A 19,398-nucleotide genomic window follows, 5' to 3' on the forward strand; every position below is an offset into this window, starting at 1 on the left:
ATTAGTGTTGTAACTTAGTATATTACCATGTGGAAAATAATGCAAGTTCATAATGGTGCCTGGCACCGCCCGAAAAATGTTAATTAATCATGAAAAAGATGCCTCCCAATTGGGGGCACCCTTTACAAGCCCTTATTCTCCTACTTTTATATATTCTCCAACAGGCCATTTTTCACAAGTGTATGCCATTTCCCAGAAGGACAATTCCAATTGGCAGCTTTTACGAAATGCAGATTTCATCTTTTCTCGTTCCGCTGGGCTGGCTTCAGCGGCTAATCGATCCAATATATTGCGCATTTTTAACGTGGTTTCTGCTACCCGTTCATCTGCATAAAAGGAAATCCACGGAAAAAAAGGATGGTCCTTCCTGGGCTGATATTCTTTCATTAGTTCCTGACCAATTTCTAAATACGTCCATGGACATGGCAAAAGCGCTGCAATCACTTCACCAAGGCTTCCCGTGCAAGCATGATACATCATATGTTTTACATAATGGTCTGCTGTTGGTGGGAGCGGATAGCCTTGTAACTCCTCATATTTAACGCCAATTTGCTCACAAAAATTATTATGGGGATGGATTTCACTATTTAACACAAAGTCGACTTGGTCGTTGAAAAAGCTTATATCTTTCCGGTTTTTTGATTTTGAGATTGCAATCCCATAAATATGGATAAAAGCATTTAAGTATTCATAGTCTGCCTTTATATAGTGTGCAAGTGCCTCTTTTGGCACATCCCCTCTTCCAATCGACTGAACAAAGGAATGATTGAAAATCGCTTCATACACATCTTGATTTTCGTTACGTAATGCTTCAGAAAAAGTCATGTAATACCTCCTAAGGAAATGTGTTTGGAAGCTACTAGAAGAAAGATAAAGTAGATAAATAGAGGATACTTCCTCGCTACTTCCCTGCGCTGGCATTATCCAGATCAGGTTCAAAGGGATCAAGGCGTTTCCTTGTCTCAGCATACTGCACCCCTAGTAGTTCCGAAATTTTCTTATGTGTTATTCAATGGACTTACGTTCTTAACCCTAACCATAACTAAGTAACCAATAATTGCTCCTGAAATACTACTCACCAAAAATGATGGTAAGAATATAAATGCACCAAGTGAGCTACCCATTAGTAGATTTGCATATGGTACCGAAAATAGAGAACCAATTATTCCAGTTCCAACCACTTCTCCCACAACAGCAAATATCTTCCGTTTAAATTTCTTATATAATAATCCCGCTAGAAGCGCACCTATCATACCACCAGGAAAAGCAAGCAACGTTCCAAGCCCTAGCATATTACGAATTAACCCAGTCATAAACGCAATAACCACCGCTGGTCCAGGACCCAGTATTATTGCCGCCATTACATTGATTGCATGCTGAGCAGGGTACGCTTTGGCTATTCCAGCTGGAAACCAAAGTAACTGGGCTCCAATTGTACCAAGAGCAATAAACACCGCCATCGTTGTTAAAAGTCTTGTGCTATACACCTATTCACCTCCTTTAAAGATTTTCTAGTGACCCCATCACCCCCCTTAATATAAACAATCATTATTAGTTGAGCACTCTTGTAGCTAGTTCTAAATCACGCGCTGCTTTTTTATAAGTTCCTCCTTGACTAATTGCCGAAATTACCGATATACCAGTCGCTCCTGCATTGATGATTTCTCCTGCATTCTCTTTTTTAATTCCACCAATCGCTACAATTGGAATGGTTACATTCTTACTGATTTCTATTAATCTTTCTATTCCAATCGGCTTAAGTGCGTCCTCCTTAGTAGACGTTCCATGAATAGGTCCAACTCCAAGATAATCTGCACCTTGTTCTTCTGCCAGGATAGCCTCTTCAACAGTTGACACTGAAACGCCCACATACATACCTTTGGGCAAACGCTCTTTCACCTTTATAATATTTTCGTCCTGCTGGCCAATATGAACCCCATTAGCTCTAAGCTTAATAGCCAACTCAATATCATCATTGACAATGAATGGAACGTTGTTTTCAAGGCAAGTATTTCGCAACTCAATTCCTAACGTTAATTTACCAACCCCGCTTTTTGCATTGAGCCCTTTTTCTCTGTACTGAAAGATTGTAATGCCTCCTTCTATTGCTTGCTGCAGTACATGTGCAGGATTTTCAGAAGTGTTCACACTGCCTAGAATAAAATATAAACGAAGGATCTTTTTATCTAGCATCATTTTTCTTCCCTTCTAAGGTGAAGTTTTGAGTAATAGCCTTTGCCTTCACTTCTTCCTCTGTTAACCCATACAACTCATCCAGAAAGGCTGGCAAAAAGCTTCCAGGTCCAGCGCAATTCTCATATGCTAATTCCGCAGCCACCCCGTAGCTGCTTACAGCTACAACTGAAGCTCCATAATGATTCACTCCTACACTAGAAAATGCACCAACAACTGCTGTTAATAAACACCCTGTTCCTGTTACATATTGAAGCATAGACACCCCGTTATAACACTCGGTATAGCTTTCACCGTCAGTAATAATATCCGTTTCTCCTGTTGCAATAACTACAGCTCCATACTTATTAGCGACACGAATGGCAACATCAGGATCAATCCCATTTGCCATTGAATCTGCACCTTTCATTTCCGAGATGGTTTCTCCTAAAACTGTTATAATTTCGCCAGCATTGCCACGGATAACGCTCACATCAATTTCCGATAAAATTTCCTTGACCGCACTTTTGCGAAAAATTGTTGCACCTATTGCTACAGGGTCTAAAATAACGGTAATCCCCTTTTTGTTAGCGGCTTTTCCAGCGAGTATCATTGATTTAATCTGTTCTCGATTACACGTTCCAATATTCAGCACCAGTGCATTCGCGTGAGCAGCTATTTCAGCGGCTTCTTCAGGTGCATTTGCCATTACTGGTGATGCCCCAAGAGCCAATAAGCCATTTGCTGAAAAATTAGCGACAACCACGTTCGTGATGTTATGAATTAAAGGTTTTTGTTTTTTAATTTCCTTAAGATAATTCATTGAAAATTCCCCCATTTATTTTTGGTAATCCTTTCAAACGATGACCCCAATGGTTTGTTGGTCCATTACCCTTTCCTAGCTTTAAGCTATAGAAAATAGCATCTGTGACAAATAACTTTGCAATCCTGACTGCGTCATAGACAGAACTACCTTTAGCGATCTCAGCAGCGATTACAGCCGAATATGTACAACCAGTCCCATGTGTATGATTGGTATCTATTCGCACTGTTGGAAACCTGTGAATAGAAATTCCATCATATAAAATATCAACCGCTTCTTCACGGGTGTAATGACCGCCTTTTACAACTGCCGCATTGGCACCCAATTCATGGACAATACGTTTTGCTGCATTTTCTGCATCATTAACTGATTCAATTGATTCGGAGAGTAACACCTCTGCTTCAGGTATGTTGGGTGTCACTACTGTAGCAAGTGGGATCAACTGATTAGTCAACGTAAGTATCGAATTTACATCCATTAAGTGATGACCACTTTTTGCAACCATTACAGGGTCAATCACATAAGGAATCGAGTGTTTCCTAATTGTCTTTGCTATCTCTTCCATCATTTCTGAATTGGCAATCATACCTGTTTTAATTACATCTGGCGGTATATCAGTAAGTACACTCTCCATTTGCTGCATGATAAATTTTATTGGTAAATGCTGGACATCCTGTACACCGACTGTATTCTGAGCAACAACTGACGTCACAACACTCATACCGAATACTTCTCTTTCCTGAAATGTCTTAAGATCAGCTTGAATCCCAGCACCCCCAGTTGGATCAGTTCCAGCAATGGTTAGAACTGTTGGAATAGAATGCTTCATACAAGAAACCCCTTTCAGTTTAAAATAAGAAACCCACTAAGGGCTGGTTTTTTTATGATGAAGTTAAGTTATATTTAGTTCAACAAAAAAACCACCCCAGAAATTGGAGTGGTCTGAATATGCAATAGTCAGAAAAATATCTACACTAAACAACCGATCTCCACTTTCCTACGCTAGAATGAACTAGATCAGGTTCAAAGGGATAAAGGAACTTTCCTTATCTCAGCCAAACGGCACCCCCAGTGGACGTTCTATTAAGTTATAACCTTACTTAACCACGAACACGCAACATTGTCAATGGTGCCTGGTACCGCGTTATTTGTCGAAAAAAGGCGCCTTCCTACCACCACTAGAAAGGCACCTTCCTTTTATTGAATCGATTATATTTGTAATTCCATTTTCACAAACTCATATGTACTTCCATTGGTATTCTGCATAAAGGTTTCCTTCTCTTTAAATCCTGCTTTTTTGTATACTTTTACTGCTCTCTGGTTAAATGTCGCAACCGCTAGTGTAATTTTAACTGGCTGGTAGGAATCCTTAACAAAAGCTAATACCGCTTCTAAAAATGCTAGCCCTTTCCCCTTCCCTGTAAGATCAGGTCTCATTCCCAATCCGATATCAATCGTCAGGGCACTTGTTTTATCCAAACTGAGATAACCGATCAACTCGTTCTCATTCTCAACAACAAACACAGATTCACCACGTTTTTCTGAATCAACAAACTCTAAAAAGTCTTCCTCGTCTGCTTGGATATCATAAAATGAATATACACCCTTGTAGTTCCAGTTGAACGCTATTTCTTCAGCCTGCACCTGCGTCATAATAGAAAATTCATATGCCATACTAATTTTTTACACCTTGAAATGTATAAGGTATAGCTGATTCAAGCAAGGCTCTCACGCCATTTTCGTAATACGGCATTAAATCAGATGCTGTGGCTAAACTAACCCACTTTACTTCAGCAATTCCTACTTTATCGTCCGTGTCTATAATCGTAATCTTTCCACCAACAACTTTTGCGTTAAATGTAAAAAACAAAGCATGATGTCCATCCTTCTCCATAAAAGCCTCATTCACGGAAACGATATCTCCTACTTCAATCTTCAGCCCGGTTTCCTCTCTAGTCTCGCGTACAGCAGCCATCCCCAGTGTTTCTCCCTTTTCCACAGAACCTCCTGGCAAGGTCCAGTTGTTGTATTTATTATTTTTTACCATAAGTACTTTATCTTCTGCTTCATCGTATATTAATGAATACGCTACATCTACCCGTTTCATATCGAAAATTCTCCCTACTTGTTTATTTTTCATGTTCCTGTTGATCAATTTGCTTGATGATTTTCGCTGGATTTCCAGCCACCACTACATTGTCAGGAATGTTCTTTGTAACAATTGCTCCAGACGCTATAACAACATTGCTTCCAATTATAACGCCAGGATTTATAACCGCCCTACCGCCAATCCAAACGTTGTCACCAATCACAACGGGCTTTCCGTACTCAGGACCTTTGATTCTTATCAATGGGTCAATTGGGTGTGCAGCTGTGTATATATGTACCCCTGGAGCAATAGCACAGTTATGACCAATTTTAACTTCACAAACATCTAAAATGATACAATCAAAATTCATATAGAAATTTTCACCAACATGAATGTTATAGCCGTAATCACACCGAAAGTTTGGTTCAATTTCAATCCTTTCACCAGTCGAACCAAAGAGCTCTTTTAAAATAGATACCCGCTCAACATCGGCTGTCTCTAACGATTGATTAAACTGTCTGGTTAAACTTCTTGCATGGATCCGCTCCTTGATTAAAGATGGATCCCACGCTTTATAAAGCTCACCAGTTAACATTTTTTCTTTTTCCGATCGCAATTTAAAAGCTCCTTTATAGAAACTATTTATACCACCCAGGTACCAAATTCTATTCTTTTTGGGACATATGTGTAATATGTTGCTAATTTAGTAATGGTGTCAAACTCAATCTTTCTATTTCTTACATTTTGACTTAGAAAACCCTTATCAGATACTTTTTACCCTCAGATAAATTTCTTAACAAGTTTAGCACTTTTCTTTAATACATTCGTCTACAGATTTATCCCCTAACTCTGTTAAACTGATAATAATCCTGCACCTCATAAGAATAAAAGCCGCATTCTTCATATAATTTTAATGCATTCTTGTTTTCTGCAGCAACTTCCAGCAGAATTACCCCCTCCGTTTTTTTCTCAGCAAGCACGGTTTGAATAAGCGCATTCCTTCCATAGCCCTTGCCCTGAAATTCAGGGAAAATAGCAAAACCGTAAATATAGCTTTCATTCTCATCCCTCTGGATACCTATCTTTCCGACAACTTCACTTTCTACTTCAATCATGTAGGAAACTTTACTTTCGCTGTAACCATTATTTTCATTGAAATCCCGTGCACCGGCAGGATCATATTCAAAGCATTCTATGTCCAGTTTAATTTGGGTCTCCAAATCGGATGGTCCGGCTTTCCTTAAACGAACGATTGGTTGTTTCACTTCCAATTGTACTGGGACCCATTTCATTTGATATTCTGAAAATGAGTAGTCACATGCTTTTGTTTGCAGCCAGTTTCTTGCGGCCTCTGCGTTAGCAGGAGTGTTTAGTAATATTTCCTTTGCTTCATGAGGAATTACTTTTAATGCTTGATTAAATAAAGACGTGAAAATGCCACGATTCCTGTTACCCGGATTGACCATTCCACAAATTTCATACTTATTACCAAATTGGTAAATAGCCAGGAACCCAACTAAAGAACCATCTTCGTAATGGTAGAAATCCATTTCATCCTTTTCCTTTCGTGACTTTAGCATTTCCCAATTTAATTTAAGTTGTATTTTATCTTCCTTTTCACATAGTAACTGTAATTCTTTTATGTCGTTTAATTGTTGATTGTTCAAACTGTTTTCCACCTATTCAATTCTTATTTTTGCTAACCCTTATCATTTTCTACATTGGCCATCAAAATTCCTTTATAGAAGGTTAAAAACATCTTTGAATTCGATAAATGGATAAATTAATTTTGCTTTGTTAAAATCGGTCTAGAACTAACAGAGGAGAATGTGTAATGAAAATTGTCTCAATCGAACCGACGCCTAGTCCACATTCCATGAAGATTAACGTCGACGAACATTTACCGGATGGACAAACACATAATTATAAATTGAAAGACGACCTAAGTAATGCTCCGGATTTCATCAAAGAGCTTTTTGCTATTAAAGGTGTCAAAGGTATCTATCATGTAATTGATTTCATCGCATTGGAACGTAACCCCAAGGATGCATGGGAAGATATCCTCCCTGAAGTACGAAATGTACTGGGGTCTTCGGAAAATACTCCTGATCCCGAGATAACCAGTCAGGCTAAGCAAGAAGATCATTTTGGAGAAGTACAGGTATTCATCCAAATGTTTCGTGGGATCCCTGTCCAGGTGAAACTTCAAGACGGAGATGATGAGCAGCGTTTCGGACTTCCTGAGCGGTTTGTGGAAGCTACCATGAAAGCGTCAGAGGCTTCTACCAATATGCTTATGGAAAGAAAATGGGTAGAGCAAAGCCCTCGCTATGGCGACACAAAAGAAATCGGACAAGATATTGTTGAAGAGTTATCAGCAACACATGACCAGGAGAGACTTAATATATTAATCAAAAGTGCCCTCTCGAACAATGAATCCGACTTTCAACAACCATCTACTAAACCAAAAAAGGTTACACTTGATATGCTTGACCATCCAAGCTGGAAAGAACGTTATGCGGCCTTAGATCGAATGAATCCAACTATGGCAGACTTACCGGTTTTAGATAAGGCATTACATGATGAAAAAGCATCGGTTCGCAGACTTGCTACTGCTTATCTTGGGATGATAGAAGAACCAGAAGTATTACCGTATTTATATAAAGCTTTAAAAGACAAAGCTGTAAACGTACGACGTACTGCTGGTGATTGTTTATCAGACCTTGGATTTAAAGAGGCTATCCCTGAAATGATTGCTTCACTGTCTGATAAAAGTCGTATCGTTCGCTGGCGTGGTGCTATGTTTTTGTATGAGATTGGTGATGAAACAGCTATCCCTGCGTTAAAAAAGGCAATGGATGATCCCGAGTTTGAAGTACGTATGCAGGTCAAAATGGCCCTTGCCCGCATTGAGGGTGGAGAAAATGCGAAGGGCTCCATTTGGCATCAAATGACCGAAGCAACTAAACAGAAATAAGTTATCCGGTATATAAAAATGTATGTAAAAAGACGCCTAAAGAGGCGTCTTTTATGGCAGTTAAGAAAGTACAAATCCTTTCTTACTGCATAAGTGCAACTAGAGCTTTCGCCATAAAGTCATGGCGAAAGCTCTAGTTTTCTAACGTTTGCGGCGAAAAATCATGTGGTTCACATCACATGTATTGCCTTATTTTCCGTCTTATGCAATTCAGCTCATCGCAGGAATCAAGTATACCATACTATATGTATAATTCGTTAACTGATTTGAAATTCATCGTTGCCATTAGTTTCCTGGAGAACCAGGGGGATAGTAATATGGCGGCACTTTAACCCAGCCTCGTTTACGCATTAATGTCTTTAGTGTCGTACCAAATGTTACCCAATCTGAATAAAATCCAAGCCAAATGAGACCAACATCACTGCGCATACAGTCAGCTTGAGCTTTTGCACATGCTTCCATACAAGCTACCAATTTAAACGCAACGCCATTTGTAATTTCACTATCCGTTAATTTAACTCCTAAAGGGATATCTTTTGAGCTTGAGTTTGGCTTTGCGGATGATACATCCGGTAATGGGATACCCTCTTGTTTCATGAATTCACTTAACTTTTTAACTTGGCTTTCGCATAGTTTGACTACGTCTGTTAGCATTTCTGTCACTTCATCATCCGTTGTAGTATTTAATCCAATTTCCTCGTATCGAATATATTCTTCCATCATGGTAACGTATTTCCAGCAGTCACCCGCTTCAATAATATGCATTGGAGACTTAGGCTCATTTATATTATCTATTGCTAGTTTCATTGTGTTCCATACTGCCTCAAATGGATTACCCAAATTTAATCGCCACCTTTGGTATTACCAATCCCTCAACCTAATTAAAAATGTAAATAACTTATCTATTCCATTAATTTACTTAAAATTAATCAGCATCAATGCTAACAGAAACACGTTCAATAATTGCATTCTCATAAGCATGAAAAATTCCCGCATCATTTATGGATTGCTTTGAGACTAATTTCTGGGTAATCGTAATATCAAAGGGGTTGTTAAAAGGAAATTCGGATAATAGGATTGTTTTCATATCCTTCCAGTCAATCTGAATAGGATTAGTTCCAAGAAACGAAAGTGTTGAAGGTACTGGCAACCCTTGACGAAAGAAGTAATGCACGTCATTTTGCGAAACTCCTGGTTCGTTTAAACAAACATACAACGACAAGTTATCACTAAACTGGAGTAGATCATAGTGAAACTGAAACAAAGCTTCATCAAAACCTTCCACCTGATTTTTTAATCGATTCTGACGGTTATGCTCCTGTTTGACAAACCTCTGCGCATCCGCGCTTCCATCATTTGCTGCAAAACGGGCATAATGACAGCTGCACAGTAGGCCGGCATAGCTATCCATCTCCTCAACTTCGTCAATCCCTCTTTTATAAAATACAAGTTTAATCTCGTTTGGGTAATCGATAAATGAAAAAGGGATTTTAGTTTGATCATTTAAAAATGGATTACGATCTAAGGGGATCCAACCTCTATCGTGTTCATTAATTGCCAATTCAACAGAATTTCTTTTGTCATCTTGTTTTAGAAGATACTTTGTCCAATCAGCTGCGAACATCCCTGAAATCCGCGCATGGTCATCCTGTGAAATCATAACAACTTCATTTTCTCTTTCTCTAATAATCATCCAAATCACCTCCCATCACCTATAGTATTACCAGCATTCCCCACGTCACAAGGCAGTTGTACGTATTTTCGGTAAAAAAAAAGACCCCTCAGATAAAGCATATCCAAAGAGGTGTTGTCACGCAACAACTTATAAAGCAATAATTGAGCCACAACCTATCCGCTTCCCTGAACTTCCAGAAGGCTGCGAACGATAATCGTCAGGGTTTTCATGAATAACGATTGACTTTCCAATTACGTCTTGCGGACTAAATCTATTTGTAAAAAAAGACATTCTGGCATATCCGTTATTCGAAAACAAAACAGGAAAATCACCTGCATGATTTCCATGTGGCTGATCTGTTGGATTCCAATGTCCTCCAGCAGCCTGGAATGGTTCAGGCATATCAGCACTTCCACAATCACCATTCTGATGAATATGAAAACCGTGCGGGCCAATTGGTGCCTGATTTCCTATTGCAGGACGGTATGGGGGTAATCCATTAACCTCCACCGTTACTTCTGTACCATTAGGAACATTTGTAAAAACAACATACCCATGTAGATTTGGCGCAAGCTCACTCCCTTTAATTTCTGCATATGACCTTGAAACCATCTGTCTCATGGGATAATACATTTGATAACCTTCATATTGTCTGGTCTTATACTCATTCACCTGTAAGTAACCTCCTAAAAGAATCATGTGGTTAAACATCTTATGCCTACATGTTTTTTTTGTTAACAATATTAGAAAACTTGGCTTATCGCCAAGCCTTAGTTGCACTATGCAGTAAGAAAGGATTTATACTTTCTTACCTGCTGAAAAATCCCGTTCATTCTTCCTGGCTGGAAGAATAAACGGGATTTCATAAGCAAATCAATTTAATTTTTACGCGTTAGTTTTCTGTTTGCGAAACTTGGCAAAGAATTCATAAACAATTGGTACGATAACAAGTGTCAGTAACGTTGAACTTGTTAGTCCACCAATTACCGTTACTCCTAACCCCTTCGAAATCAATCCTCCACCTTCTAAACCAATAGCTAGTGGGATAAGGGCTCCAATTGTCGCAAGCGCGGTCATAAGGATAGGACGCAGGCGAGTAGACCCAGCTTCTAAAAGAGCATCTCTTGTAGTAAGTCCTTCCTTTTCCTTATGAATAACCCGGTCAATTAATACAATTGCGTTTGTAACAACGATGCCAATTAACATTAACGCACCAATCATAGCTGATACACTCAATGGTTCATTCGCAATCCAAAGCGCAACTAATCCACCTATAATTGTAAATGGTAGTGAGAACAAGATTGCAAGTGGTGCTAGCGCTCCACCAAACGTGATAACAAGAACAAAGTAAACAATCGCTACTGCTGCTAACATTGCTAAACCTAGCTGTGTAAACGATTCACTGATTTGTTCGGTTACCCCGCCAAATTCTACATTCACACCATCAGGTAATTCTAGCTTGTTAACCTTCTCTTCCACTTCAGCTGAAACGGCTGCGACATCATTCGTTGTAACTTCTGCATTTAATGACGCATACATTTCACCATCTCTACGATCAATTGTATCTGGTGATTTACCTTCTTCAACAGTCATCAATTCATCTATTTGAACGGTTGTACCGAGTGGTGTCTGAATTTCTGTATTGGTTAGATCCTTAATGTTTTTGTACTGCTCTTCTTCCACTTCTATATATACATTAACATCCTCACCCTCATGGTTAACGGTTGTAAGAACTGGTGCTTCACCAGTACCACTAAGGTTCATACCAATTTGCGCTGCGGTGAGTCCATATTGACTTAATTTTTTCTGATTAGCAACAAGGGTATATTGATCATAAGCTTCTGATATGCTTGATTCAACTTTTTCTAAATCACTGTTTTCTTTCATAATCGGCAATATTTTACCCACGGCTGTTTGGATCTCTTCCATATTTTCACCATAAACAAATAACTGCAGTCCACTAGCTCCCATACTTGCGAAATCTACCGTTTCCCACTCGCCAGTATCGGTACTTTCATTTAGGAATTCGACGACTTTTGTATCTTCTCCACTAAAACTTTCATACTCTTTATCGTACTCTACGAAGAATAATGCAGAGTTTCCTCCACCCATCCCCATCATTCCCATTGATCCGCCTTGGCCAATTGAATATTGATAGGTAGTAACCCCGTCACGGTCACTAAAGAATTCCTCCGCTTGAAGAGCTATATCTTCTGTTTCCACTCTTGTTTGACCTGGTTCTGGGCTGTAGGTTACCATCAACATTTTCTGTTCATCAGTTGGCAGGAAGCTTACACCAATTACTGGTACAAGGAATAAACTTGCAACTAATACCAATATTGAGCCACCTAAAGTTACAATCTTATGATTTAATGTCCAGTCCAAGATACCTTTATAAAAATTGGCAAGCTTGCTAGGTTTCTCTTCTAGTTTATTTTTTGTTGTACCAAGATCGTTTAATCCCTTTTTAAATAGTGAATGGGCAAGCATCGGGACAATGGTTATAGCGACAATTAACGATGCGGAAAGTGCAAAGACAACTGCTAGTGCAAATGGTAAGAACATTTCACCAACCTGCCCGCTCACTAAACCTAGTGGTAGGAATACAGCAATTGTTACGATTGTCGAAGAAAAAATAGGTATAAACATCTGTCTCGTTGCATCTGATATTAATTGTTTACCTCGAAGTTTTTCCCCTGGTAAAGCCATTCTTCTATATATGTTTTCAATAACAACAATCGAGTCATCAATTACCCGACCAATTGCAACGGTAAGTGCACCTAGTGTCATTATGTTTAGCGTAATATCCATTTGATGCAGGAGGAAAACTGCCATTAGTAACGATAAAGGTATCGATACAATAGAAATTAATGTAGTTTTAATACTTCTTAAAAACAGCAGAATAATGACGATTGCAAATAATGCACCGAACAATGCTTTACTAAGCATCGTACTGACAGCTTCCTCGATTGGCTCACCTTGATCGAAGGTAGTTGTTACTGTAAGGCCAAGGTCTTTTTCAAAACCTTTGATTGCCTCTTTAACACCATTAACTACTTCAACTGTGTTGGCATCTTCAGCCTTAACGATTTGGATTCCAATTGACTCCTCACCATTTGTTCTTGAAATTGATTCAGCTTCACCAACCACATTGATTTCAGCAAGATTACCAAGCTGTACGGTTAGCAGTTTCATAGAACCTTCTGACTGGGCTTTGGTTTGATCATCCACATTAGGGTTTGGTTGATCTGTTGGAACTTGCCCCTGGCTTTGTTTAGCTCCTGCTGTTGGAGTTATTGGGATTTCCATATTACGCAGGTCCTCAATTGAAGAAATATCACCGTCAATTACCAGGTTCTTTACTTCACCATCAAAGTTTGTCAAACCAAATGGAAAGGAAATATCCGACCCTTTAATCAATTGTTTTATCGTATCCTGGGTTAACCCATATTCGGTCAACTTCTCTTCAGCAAAGTCAATCGTTACTTTCTGTACTTGCTGCCCGGTAATTTGTGCATTTGAAACACCACTGATGCCCTCTATAGTTGGAACGACATTTTCCTCAACCATCGTTGTTAACCGCTCAAGAGACAGATCTGTATCACTAATGCTTAAGGCTAGTACCGGAAATGAATTCAAACTTAAGCGTGAAACCTGTGGCTCGTTTGCACCTTCTGGTAATGTCAGATTTGACAATGAACTTTCTACCTCGGTTTTGGCTTCATCCATGTTAGTATCAAAACTAAATTGTATCTGAATAGAAGAAGCATTAGCCATTGAAGTAGAGCTAACGAGTTCTACACCTTCTAAATTTTGTATCCGTTGTTCTATTGGTTCCGTCACCTCTTCAGCAACCTCATCAGGGGCTGCTCCCGGATACATGGTCATTACAGACACGTTCGGTAAAGTAATATCTGGCATTGTTTCCTGTTTCATATTCAGACCCGAATATAAACCAGCAATAACAACCATAATAGTTAAAATCCAAATAGCGAATTTATTGTTGAGAGAGAAATTAATGATTTTTTTCAAGTAGTACACTCCTTTAATCCTTCTTTTCATATGACTGACTGGTCATAACATTACTTAATATAAACGATTTAAACAGAACTTGCAACCTTAATAATTTACTTGCAGTATGATAATAATACATATATAATTTAGATAGGACAGGTTGACAGTGCTTGTTTGATACAACCTATAAGAAGTCAATATTAAATTGACCAACCAGTCATTCAGTTTAAAAAGGTCGTGAATTTATGAATGAAAAGAAACAAAAAATAATAACTACCTCCATTGATTTATTTGCAGAAAAAGGCTTTTATACGACTTCTATTCAGGAAATCACTGAGAAGAGTAAGGTTTCAAAGGGAGCATTTTATTTACACTTCCATTCAAAAGATGAATTAATGCTGGAGATTTTTAAGTTTTATTACAACTTGATGAAAGAAAACATAGAAAATGCTTTTGATCAGCAGCTCAGTCATAAAGAAAACTTTGTCAAACAAGTGGAAGTGCAGTTTTATGAAATACTAAAACATAAAAGCTTTATTACTACTCAATTGAAGGAACAAGCCATTACATTGAACAAAGACCTCTATGAATTTGTGCGGATTAAAGAGTTTGAGACACAAAAATGGTATAAAGAAACGCTTATTGCTATTTATGGCAAAGAAGTGGAACCTTATGTGATAGATGCAGGAATCCTATGTGAAGGAATGAAAGGCAGATACTTTCAGGTCCTAATCCACGCTGACTTAGACATAGATATACCTGAGCTGGCTTCTTTTATTGTCGATTGCTTAGACGATATTATTGTTGGTCTGTTAGCTAAAAATAAAAAACCAATTCTAACTGAAGAAAAAATGGCACCAATCTTCCCCGAAATTAGAGAGCCTGAACAAATGCTGAAAAATGAAGTTGTTAACGAACTGTTAGAAATGCAGAGGCTACTGAACGAGTATGAGCTTGAGGAAAAGATGATAATCGAGTTGCAGGGAGTAATCGACTTCTTAATTACAGAAGTTAAAAAATCGGATTCAAAAGAATTTGTAATCCAGGGGTTGTTGGCAAACTTTAAAGGAATAGATCAATTTGACAAGTACCGTACTTCAATAGCAGAGAAACTTGATATAAGACTTCTATGAATTACATGGTTAAACTTGAAAGGAAGGGCAACCGCTTTTTCCTTTCAAGCTTTTTTTAATTATTTACTTAAATTTGCTAATGTTCCCTTAAAAATTCTTCTGATTTGGCCGATATAAAGTAGACTAACCAAGACCAATGACGCTAAACTAGGGGGAACAAAGCTTGAACGCAATTGACAAATTAAAATTAAATGATGTTAAAAAGAAAAACATTTTAGTTATTGTAGTGTTTCCAATTTCAATTTTGAGCGCATTAATTTTGACTTTAATTCAAGGAGAACAGAATAAAAGTCTTTTTTATGCAGCTGAACTGTTACTGATTTTAAGTAGTTTTATTGTTACTAAATTTGTATTAAAAAAAGAAAACGCCTTCAAATTTTTACTCGTTTTAATCGTATATACATGTATAATCAGCTATATTTTATTGTTTGGTGGAAGCATATCTTCAGCATTTATTCTTTTCTTTTTACTATTACTTTCAACTGTACATTTGACTCAATCCGTTTTTTTGATTGGTTATATTATCGGTATGATTGGCTTGTACTTAAATGCCAATCTAGGATCAGCTGCAGAAATCGGGGTACTGCAGGATAATCTACCAGCCACCTTGTTAACTTACGTACTAGCCGGCTTTTTATCATTTATTCTAATTCACTTAAATAATAAGCAATTCAACCATATTGAACAACTTCTTATTGCTAGTGAAAAGGAGACCGCAGAAAAAGAAAATGCTCGTGTGAAATTAGAAGATAACGTGAGTAATATTATTGAAAAAATTACTACTGTAAATAACAGAGTTCAAGAAAATATTGTATCCCAAACGGAAATTTCAGAAGCTATTGCGGAAGTTGCCACTGGCAGCACGGTACAAAATGAAAGAATCACTGACATTGCTCAAAACGCCCAGGATACATTACAGCAAATGATTCACATTTTAGATGAAACAAAACTGCTGAAAAGTAAATTTGGGAAGTCTGCTGACGTAGCCATCTCGGGTAATGGTCTATCAAAGGATCTATCATCTAATATGGGTTATTTCCGCACTCATATCGAGGAATTAAGCGAATCTTTCCAATCACTTTCTAGCAAAATAAATGAAATAAATACATTTTCCCAGGACATAATCAACGTAAGTCAACAAACAAACTTATTGGCGTTGAATGCTTCTATTGAGGCTGCAAGAGCTGGAGAAGCCGGAAAAGGATTCTCCGTCGTAGCAGATGAAATTAGGAAATTAGCAGAAATGACAAATCTAACAGCAGAGAAAATTACTACTAATTTACAAGAAGTGAATACCACAAACGACTTTGCATTAGAAAAAATGAATGCTAGTTTGTTGATGGTGAATGATAACCTTGAAAGTACGGAGCAAGTGAACAATTCGTTCTCAGACCTCACCGATTATTTAAACGAGCTTGACCAACAGTTTACCAACTTTGAATCTCTAGCTGAAAACGTCAAGGACAACTCTTCCGTTGTTGATGGAGCTACAACTGACTTGGCTGCAATTATAGAAGAAGCCTCTGCAAGTTTAGAGGAAATGAGCGCTACTGTAGAAAACCTAAATAGACAAAACCAGCTAATTGGGGAAGAGATGATTGACACCAACAAATTAGCTAAAAGTATGGTCAATTAGTAATACAAGTTTAAAAAACTTGGCTTATCGCCAAGCCTTAGTTACATTTATTCAGAAAGAAATTTTTTAAACTTTCTTTACTGCTAAATAACTTAATAACTCCCTTCTAATGCAGATAAGTGGTAGACGAAAACCATCTGATTGCTTATGGGGGGCTTTTTTGTTTAAATATTCAATTACTCTCCTCACCTCAACCTAACATTGCTCATCACAAACCCACTCTCCGGCATCGTTGGCATTCTCACCAAACTGAAGTCAAGATCCTGATCCGGTACATCGTAATCAACCTTATTCACTAGAAAATCCAAGCTTGCTTTCATAACTTCTATGGTAATACCCTCGCCAGGACAACGGTGTCCCTCAGCTGGATTGCCTCCCCCTTGAGGAATAAGATCATACAGGCTTTCGTTTCTTTCCTCAAATCGTTCTGGTCGGAATTCATTTGGATTTGGCCAAAGTCTTTCGTCGTGATTTGTACCATAAACGTCAAGCAATACGAGCATCCCTTTTGTAAATTTACAATCATTCCAGATAAATCCTTTCTTTACCAGCGCTCCTAGAAATGGACCAAAAGGATAATAACGTCTTACTTCATGGACAAATTTTTCAAGTTCAGAGCTTTTTCCAGACCGCAGTAGTTCTTTATATTCTGGATTGTCCTGCAAGGCTACAGCAGAAAAAGTTATAAACGTAGCAATGGCTACAATCGGCCGTAACACATTAATAAGCTCTACTGCTGCCATTTGAGTATCTAGCTGAGTCCCATCAAGCTGCTTGTAAAAAGCCATTTCATATAATGCTGAACCTTCACTAACCTTGAGCTTTTCTGCCCTTACATCTTCAATAACACTTCTAATCCAGTCCTCAGTTTTATTTCTTGCCTGTCTACCCTTCCAATGACGTGGGCCAACCGCACCGAATGCATCAACCATTGCATAAAAATCATCTGCCCGAGTCTTCACTTCGGATTCCTGCAATGGCACACCAGCCCAATGACATGCCACCTTACAAAGAATTTTTTTCGCTTCCTCAAACAACACTATCTCGTCTTGATTTTTCCAGTCCTCAACCGATTCTTGCCATTTTTCAAGGGTAAGCTCAGCCAGCCGCTTCTGGTGCGGTGGTGTCATTAACGACATAAAAAGAAGCTTACGGTGTATATGTTGTTCACCATCCATTGTTTGAATTCCACCAACACCAAATAACGATTGTTGCACTCGTTTTGGTGCCGCCCCTTTACGCTTAAACCGTTCAGAATCATAGAAAAATCTTGCTGCCTCTTCTCCACTCATACAAATTACCTTTTCCCCCAGAAGCCTGGTCTCAAATAAATCAGACTGAAATTGATTAACCCTGTTTCCGATGAAGTTATACCCCTCCATCATTAACGCAGCACTGTTGTCAAGCGTTTTCTCGTGTGGTACTTTTTCATTTTTTAACATTATTGTAACTCCTTTCCCCCTTAAAGTTATGTAAATATTACCGTTTAGTATTGGAATTACAGCCTTACTTTTATGCATCCTTTAGAACAAATTTTGCTTATCGTCAGGCCTTAATGGCGAAAGCGTTAGTTGCACTTATGCAGTAAGAAAAGGATTTATACTTTCTTACCTGCTTAAGAAATAGAGATCAACTTTTTCTAAGACCTGTGTGATACAATTACTAAACTTACATAATACTGAAATAATAGAAGATGAAAGGGTGTTTAATAATGTCCCATCAAAAAAGACTAAGGGATTATGGAGTTAAAATTGGAAGCTTAACAACAGGTTCTAAAAACGCTATTACGGATGTAGAGGGAGTTACTGTTGGTCATATAACCCTTAGTAATCAAAGGATGCAAACCGGTGTTACCGCAATTATTCCTCACCAAGGCAATTTGTTTAAAGAAAAACTGCTCGCCTCAAGCCATGTAATTAATGGCTTTGGAAAAACAACTGGGACTATTCAAATGGAAGAACTTGGTACACTGGAGACTCCAATTATTCTTACCAATACGTTAAACGTGGGTACTGCTTCAGACGCATTAATTGAATACATGCTTGAAGACAACCCTGAAATTGGAGATACGACTGGGACCGTGAACCCAGTTGTAGGTGAATGCAATGATATGCTGCTGAATGATGTCCGGGCTAAATACGTTGAAAAGGAACATATTTTCAAAGCGCTTCAAAATGCTTCCTTAGATGTTGAAGAAGGTACAGTTGGTGCTGGAACAGGGATGCTTTGTTACTCCTTAAAAGGTGGTATTGGTACCGCTTCAAGAATGATGAAGCTCGAACACGGGGAATATACAATGGGTGTTCTGGTACTATCTAATTTTGGAATCTTAAGTGACTTAAAGATAAATGGAAAAGCTGTTGGACAAGAACTTAAAGAAGCAATTGTACAGTCTTATGAGGAAAAAGATAAAGGATCAATCATGATGATTGTTGCGACAGATCTCCCTGTGTCAGAGAGACAACTTAATCGTATCCTTAAACGAACTGTTACAGGTCTATCACGTACAGGTTCTATCATTACAACAGGTAGCGGCGAGGTGGCTATTGGCTTTTCAACCGCTTCAAAAATACCGCATGAAAAGCCTGATCACTGCCTGACCTCAACAACGATTCATGAAGACGATATAGATTTAGCGTTTCGAGCCATTGGTGAAGCTACAGAAGAAGCAGTGTTAAACTCACTGATCACTGCTGATCACGTAATTGGTAGAGATGGGAACGAACGACCGGCATTAAAGGATTTATTAAAACAACACAACATCAGCTTAACGTAGAAAGTGGAGGGGACCTTACAAATGATTTCATTAAATGTCCTTGATTACTCCCCCATAGATGAGGGATCAGATTCAGCCAAAGCATTATTGCAAACAACGGAAC

General features: G+C 38.4%; 18 protein-coding genes and 2 riboswitches. Of the genes, 4 read left to right on the forward strand and 14 right to left on the reverse strand.

Features of this window, described 5'->3' with window-relative positions; translation table 11 throughout:
* Positions 1-132: 132 nt before the first annotated feature.
* The 9 genes from tenA to ACOI1D_RS10540 all read right to left on the reverse strand — a co-directional run bounded on the left by tenA (position 133) and on the right by ACOI1D_RS10540 (position 6,751).
* Positions 133-825, reverse strand: a complete 693-nt coding sequence (tenA, locus tag ACOI1D_RS10500; RefSeq protein ID WP_422501235.1) for a thiaminase II — start codon at positions 823-825, stop codon at positions 133-135.
* 64 nt (positions 826-889) lie between these two features.
* A riboswitch (TPP riboswitch) is annotated at positions 890-990 on the reverse strand.
* A gap of 8 nt (positions 991-998) precedes the next feature.
* Positions 999-1,487 (reverse strand): energy coupling factor transporter S component ThiW, encoded by a 489-nt coding sequence (gene thiW, locus ACOI1D_RS10505; RefSeq protein ID WP_422501236.1) that lies wholly within the window; start codon positions 1,485-1,487, stop codon positions 999-1,001.
* A gap of 64 nt (positions 1,488-1,551) precedes the next feature.
* The gene (thiE, locus tag ACOI1D_RS10510; protein ID WP_422501237.1) at positions 1,552-2,196 is read right to left on the reverse strand and encodes a thiamine phosphate synthase; all 645 of its coding nucleotides are present in this window, start codon (positions 2,194-2,196) and stop codon (positions 1,552-1,554) included.
* Complete coding sequence (gene thiM / locus ACOI1D_RS10515; protein ID WP_422501238.1) at positions 2,183-2,995, reverse strand: hydroxyethylthiazole kinase; 813 nt, start codon at positions 2,993-2,995, stop codon at positions 2,183-2,185. The genes thiE and thiM overlap by 14 nt, the downstream gene beginning before the upstream one ends.
* Positions 2,982-3,824, reverse strand: coding sequence for a bifunctional hydroxymethylpyrimidine kinase/phosphomethylpyrimidine kinase (gene thiD, locus ACOI1D_RS10520; RefSeq protein WP_422501239.1), 843 nt, complete (start codon positions 3,822-3,824; stop codon positions 2,982-2,984). The genes thiM and thiD overlap by 14 nt, the downstream gene beginning before the upstream one ends.
* 148 nt (positions 3,825-3,972) lie before the next feature.
* Positions 3,973-4,075: riboswitch (TPP riboswitch) on the reverse strand.
* 129 nt (positions 4,076-4,204) lie between these two features.
* Complete coding sequence (locus ACOI1D_RS10525; protein ID WP_422501240.1) at positions 4,205-4,669, reverse strand: GNAT family N-acetyltransferase; 465 nt, start codon at positions 4,667-4,669, stop codon at positions 4,205-4,207.
* Between the two features lies 1 nt (position 4,670).
* Positions 4,671-5,102 (reverse strand): NUDIX hydrolase, encoded by a 432-nt coding sequence (locus ACOI1D_RS10530; RefSeq protein ID WP_422501241.1) that lies wholly within the window; start codon positions 5,100-5,102, stop codon positions 4,671-4,673.
* A 22-nt stretch (positions 5,103-5,124) separates the two neighbouring features.
* Positions 5,125-5,700: a sugar O-acetyltransferase gene (locus ACOI1D_RS10535; protein ID WP_422501242.1), complete on the reverse strand. Its 576-nt coding sequence runs from the start codon at positions 5,698-5,700 to the stop codon at positions 5,125-5,127.
* 220 nt (positions 5,701-5,920) lie between these two features.
* Positions 5,921-6,751 carry a GNAT family N-acetyltransferase gene (locus ACOI1D_RS10540; protein ID WP_422501243.1) on the reverse strand — a complete coding sequence of 277 codons (831 nt, stop codon included), beginning with the start codon at positions 6,749-6,751 and terminating at the stop codon, positions 5,921-5,923.
* A 167-nt stretch (positions 6,752-6,918) separates the two neighbouring features.
* Between ACOI1D_RS10540 and ACOI1D_RS10545 the strand changes: the two genes are divergently transcribed.
* The gene (locus ACOI1D_RS10545) at positions 6,919-8,061 is read left to right on the forward strand and encodes a conserved virulence factor C family protein (protein WP_422501244.1); all 1,143 of its coding nucleotides are present in this window, start codon (positions 6,919-6,921) and stop codon (positions 8,059-8,061) included.
* Between the two features lie 285 nt (positions 8,062-8,346).
* Here ACOI1D_RS10545 and ACOI1D_RS10550 read toward each other — a convergent pair whose 3' ends face one another.
* The 4 genes from ACOI1D_RS10550 to ACOI1D_RS10565 form a co-directional block, all read right to left on the reverse strand.
* A complete protein-coding gene (locus ACOI1D_RS10550; RefSeq protein WP_422501245.1) occupies positions 8,347-8,901 on the reverse strand; it encodes a DUF3231 family protein in 555 nt (184 codons plus the stop codon).
* 85 nt (positions 8,902-8,986) lie between these two features.
* Positions 8,987-9,754, reverse strand: a complete 768-nt coding sequence (locus ACOI1D_RS10555) for a DUF3891 family protein (protein WP_422501246.1) — start codon at positions 9,752-9,754, stop codon at positions 8,987-8,989.
* A gap of 129 nt (positions 9,755-9,883) precedes the next feature.
* Positions 9,884-10,369, reverse strand: coding sequence for a superoxide dismutase family protein (locus ACOI1D_RS10560; RefSeq protein ID WP_422501255.1), 486 nt, complete (start codon positions 10,367-10,369; stop codon positions 9,884-9,886).
* Between the two features lie 252 nt (positions 10,370-10,621).
* A complete protein-coding gene (locus ACOI1D_RS10565; RefSeq protein WP_422501247.1) occupies positions 10,622-13,768 on the reverse strand; it encodes an efflux RND transporter permease subunit in 3,147 nt (1,048 codons plus the stop codon).
* Between the two features lie 227 nt (positions 13,769-13,995).
* On the opposite strand from ACOI1D_RS10565, the gene ACOI1D_RS10570 reads away from it, so the two are divergent.
* Positions 13,996-14,883 (forward strand): TetR/AcrR family transcriptional regulator, encoded by an 888-nt coding sequence (locus ACOI1D_RS10570; RefSeq protein ID WP_422501248.1) that lies wholly within the window; start codon positions 13,996-13,998, stop codon positions 14,881-14,883.
* Positions 14,884-15,046: 163 nt separating this feature from the next.
* Positions 15,047-16,519, forward strand: coding sequence for a methyl-accepting chemotaxis protein (locus ACOI1D_RS10575; RefSeq protein WP_422501249.1), 1,473 nt, complete (start codon positions 15,047-15,049; stop codon positions 16,517-16,519).
* Between the two features lie 185 nt (positions 16,520-16,704).
* On the opposite strand, the gene ACOI1D_RS10580 is transcribed toward ACOI1D_RS10575, so the two are convergent.
* The gene (locus tag ACOI1D_RS10580) at positions 16,705-17,961 is read right to left on the reverse strand and encodes a cytochrome P450 (protein WP_422501250.1); all 1,257 of its coding nucleotides are present in this window, start codon (positions 17,959-17,961) and stop codon (positions 16,705-16,707) included.
* Positions 17,962-18,230: 269 nt separating this feature from the next.
* On the opposite strand from ACOI1D_RS10580, the gene ACOI1D_RS10585 reads away from it, so the two are divergent.
* Entirely contained in the window at positions 18,231-19,295 is a 1,065-nt protein-coding gene (locus ACOI1D_RS10585) for a P1 family peptidase (RefSeq protein ID WP_422501251.1), read from the forward strand.
* The last annotated feature ends 103 nt before the right edge of the window (positions 19,296-19,398 follow it).

This window comes from Virgibacillus sp. DJP39, from assembly GCF_049310925.1.
GTDB lineage: Bacteria > Bacillota > Bacilli > Bacillales > Amphibacillaceae > Virgibacillus_F.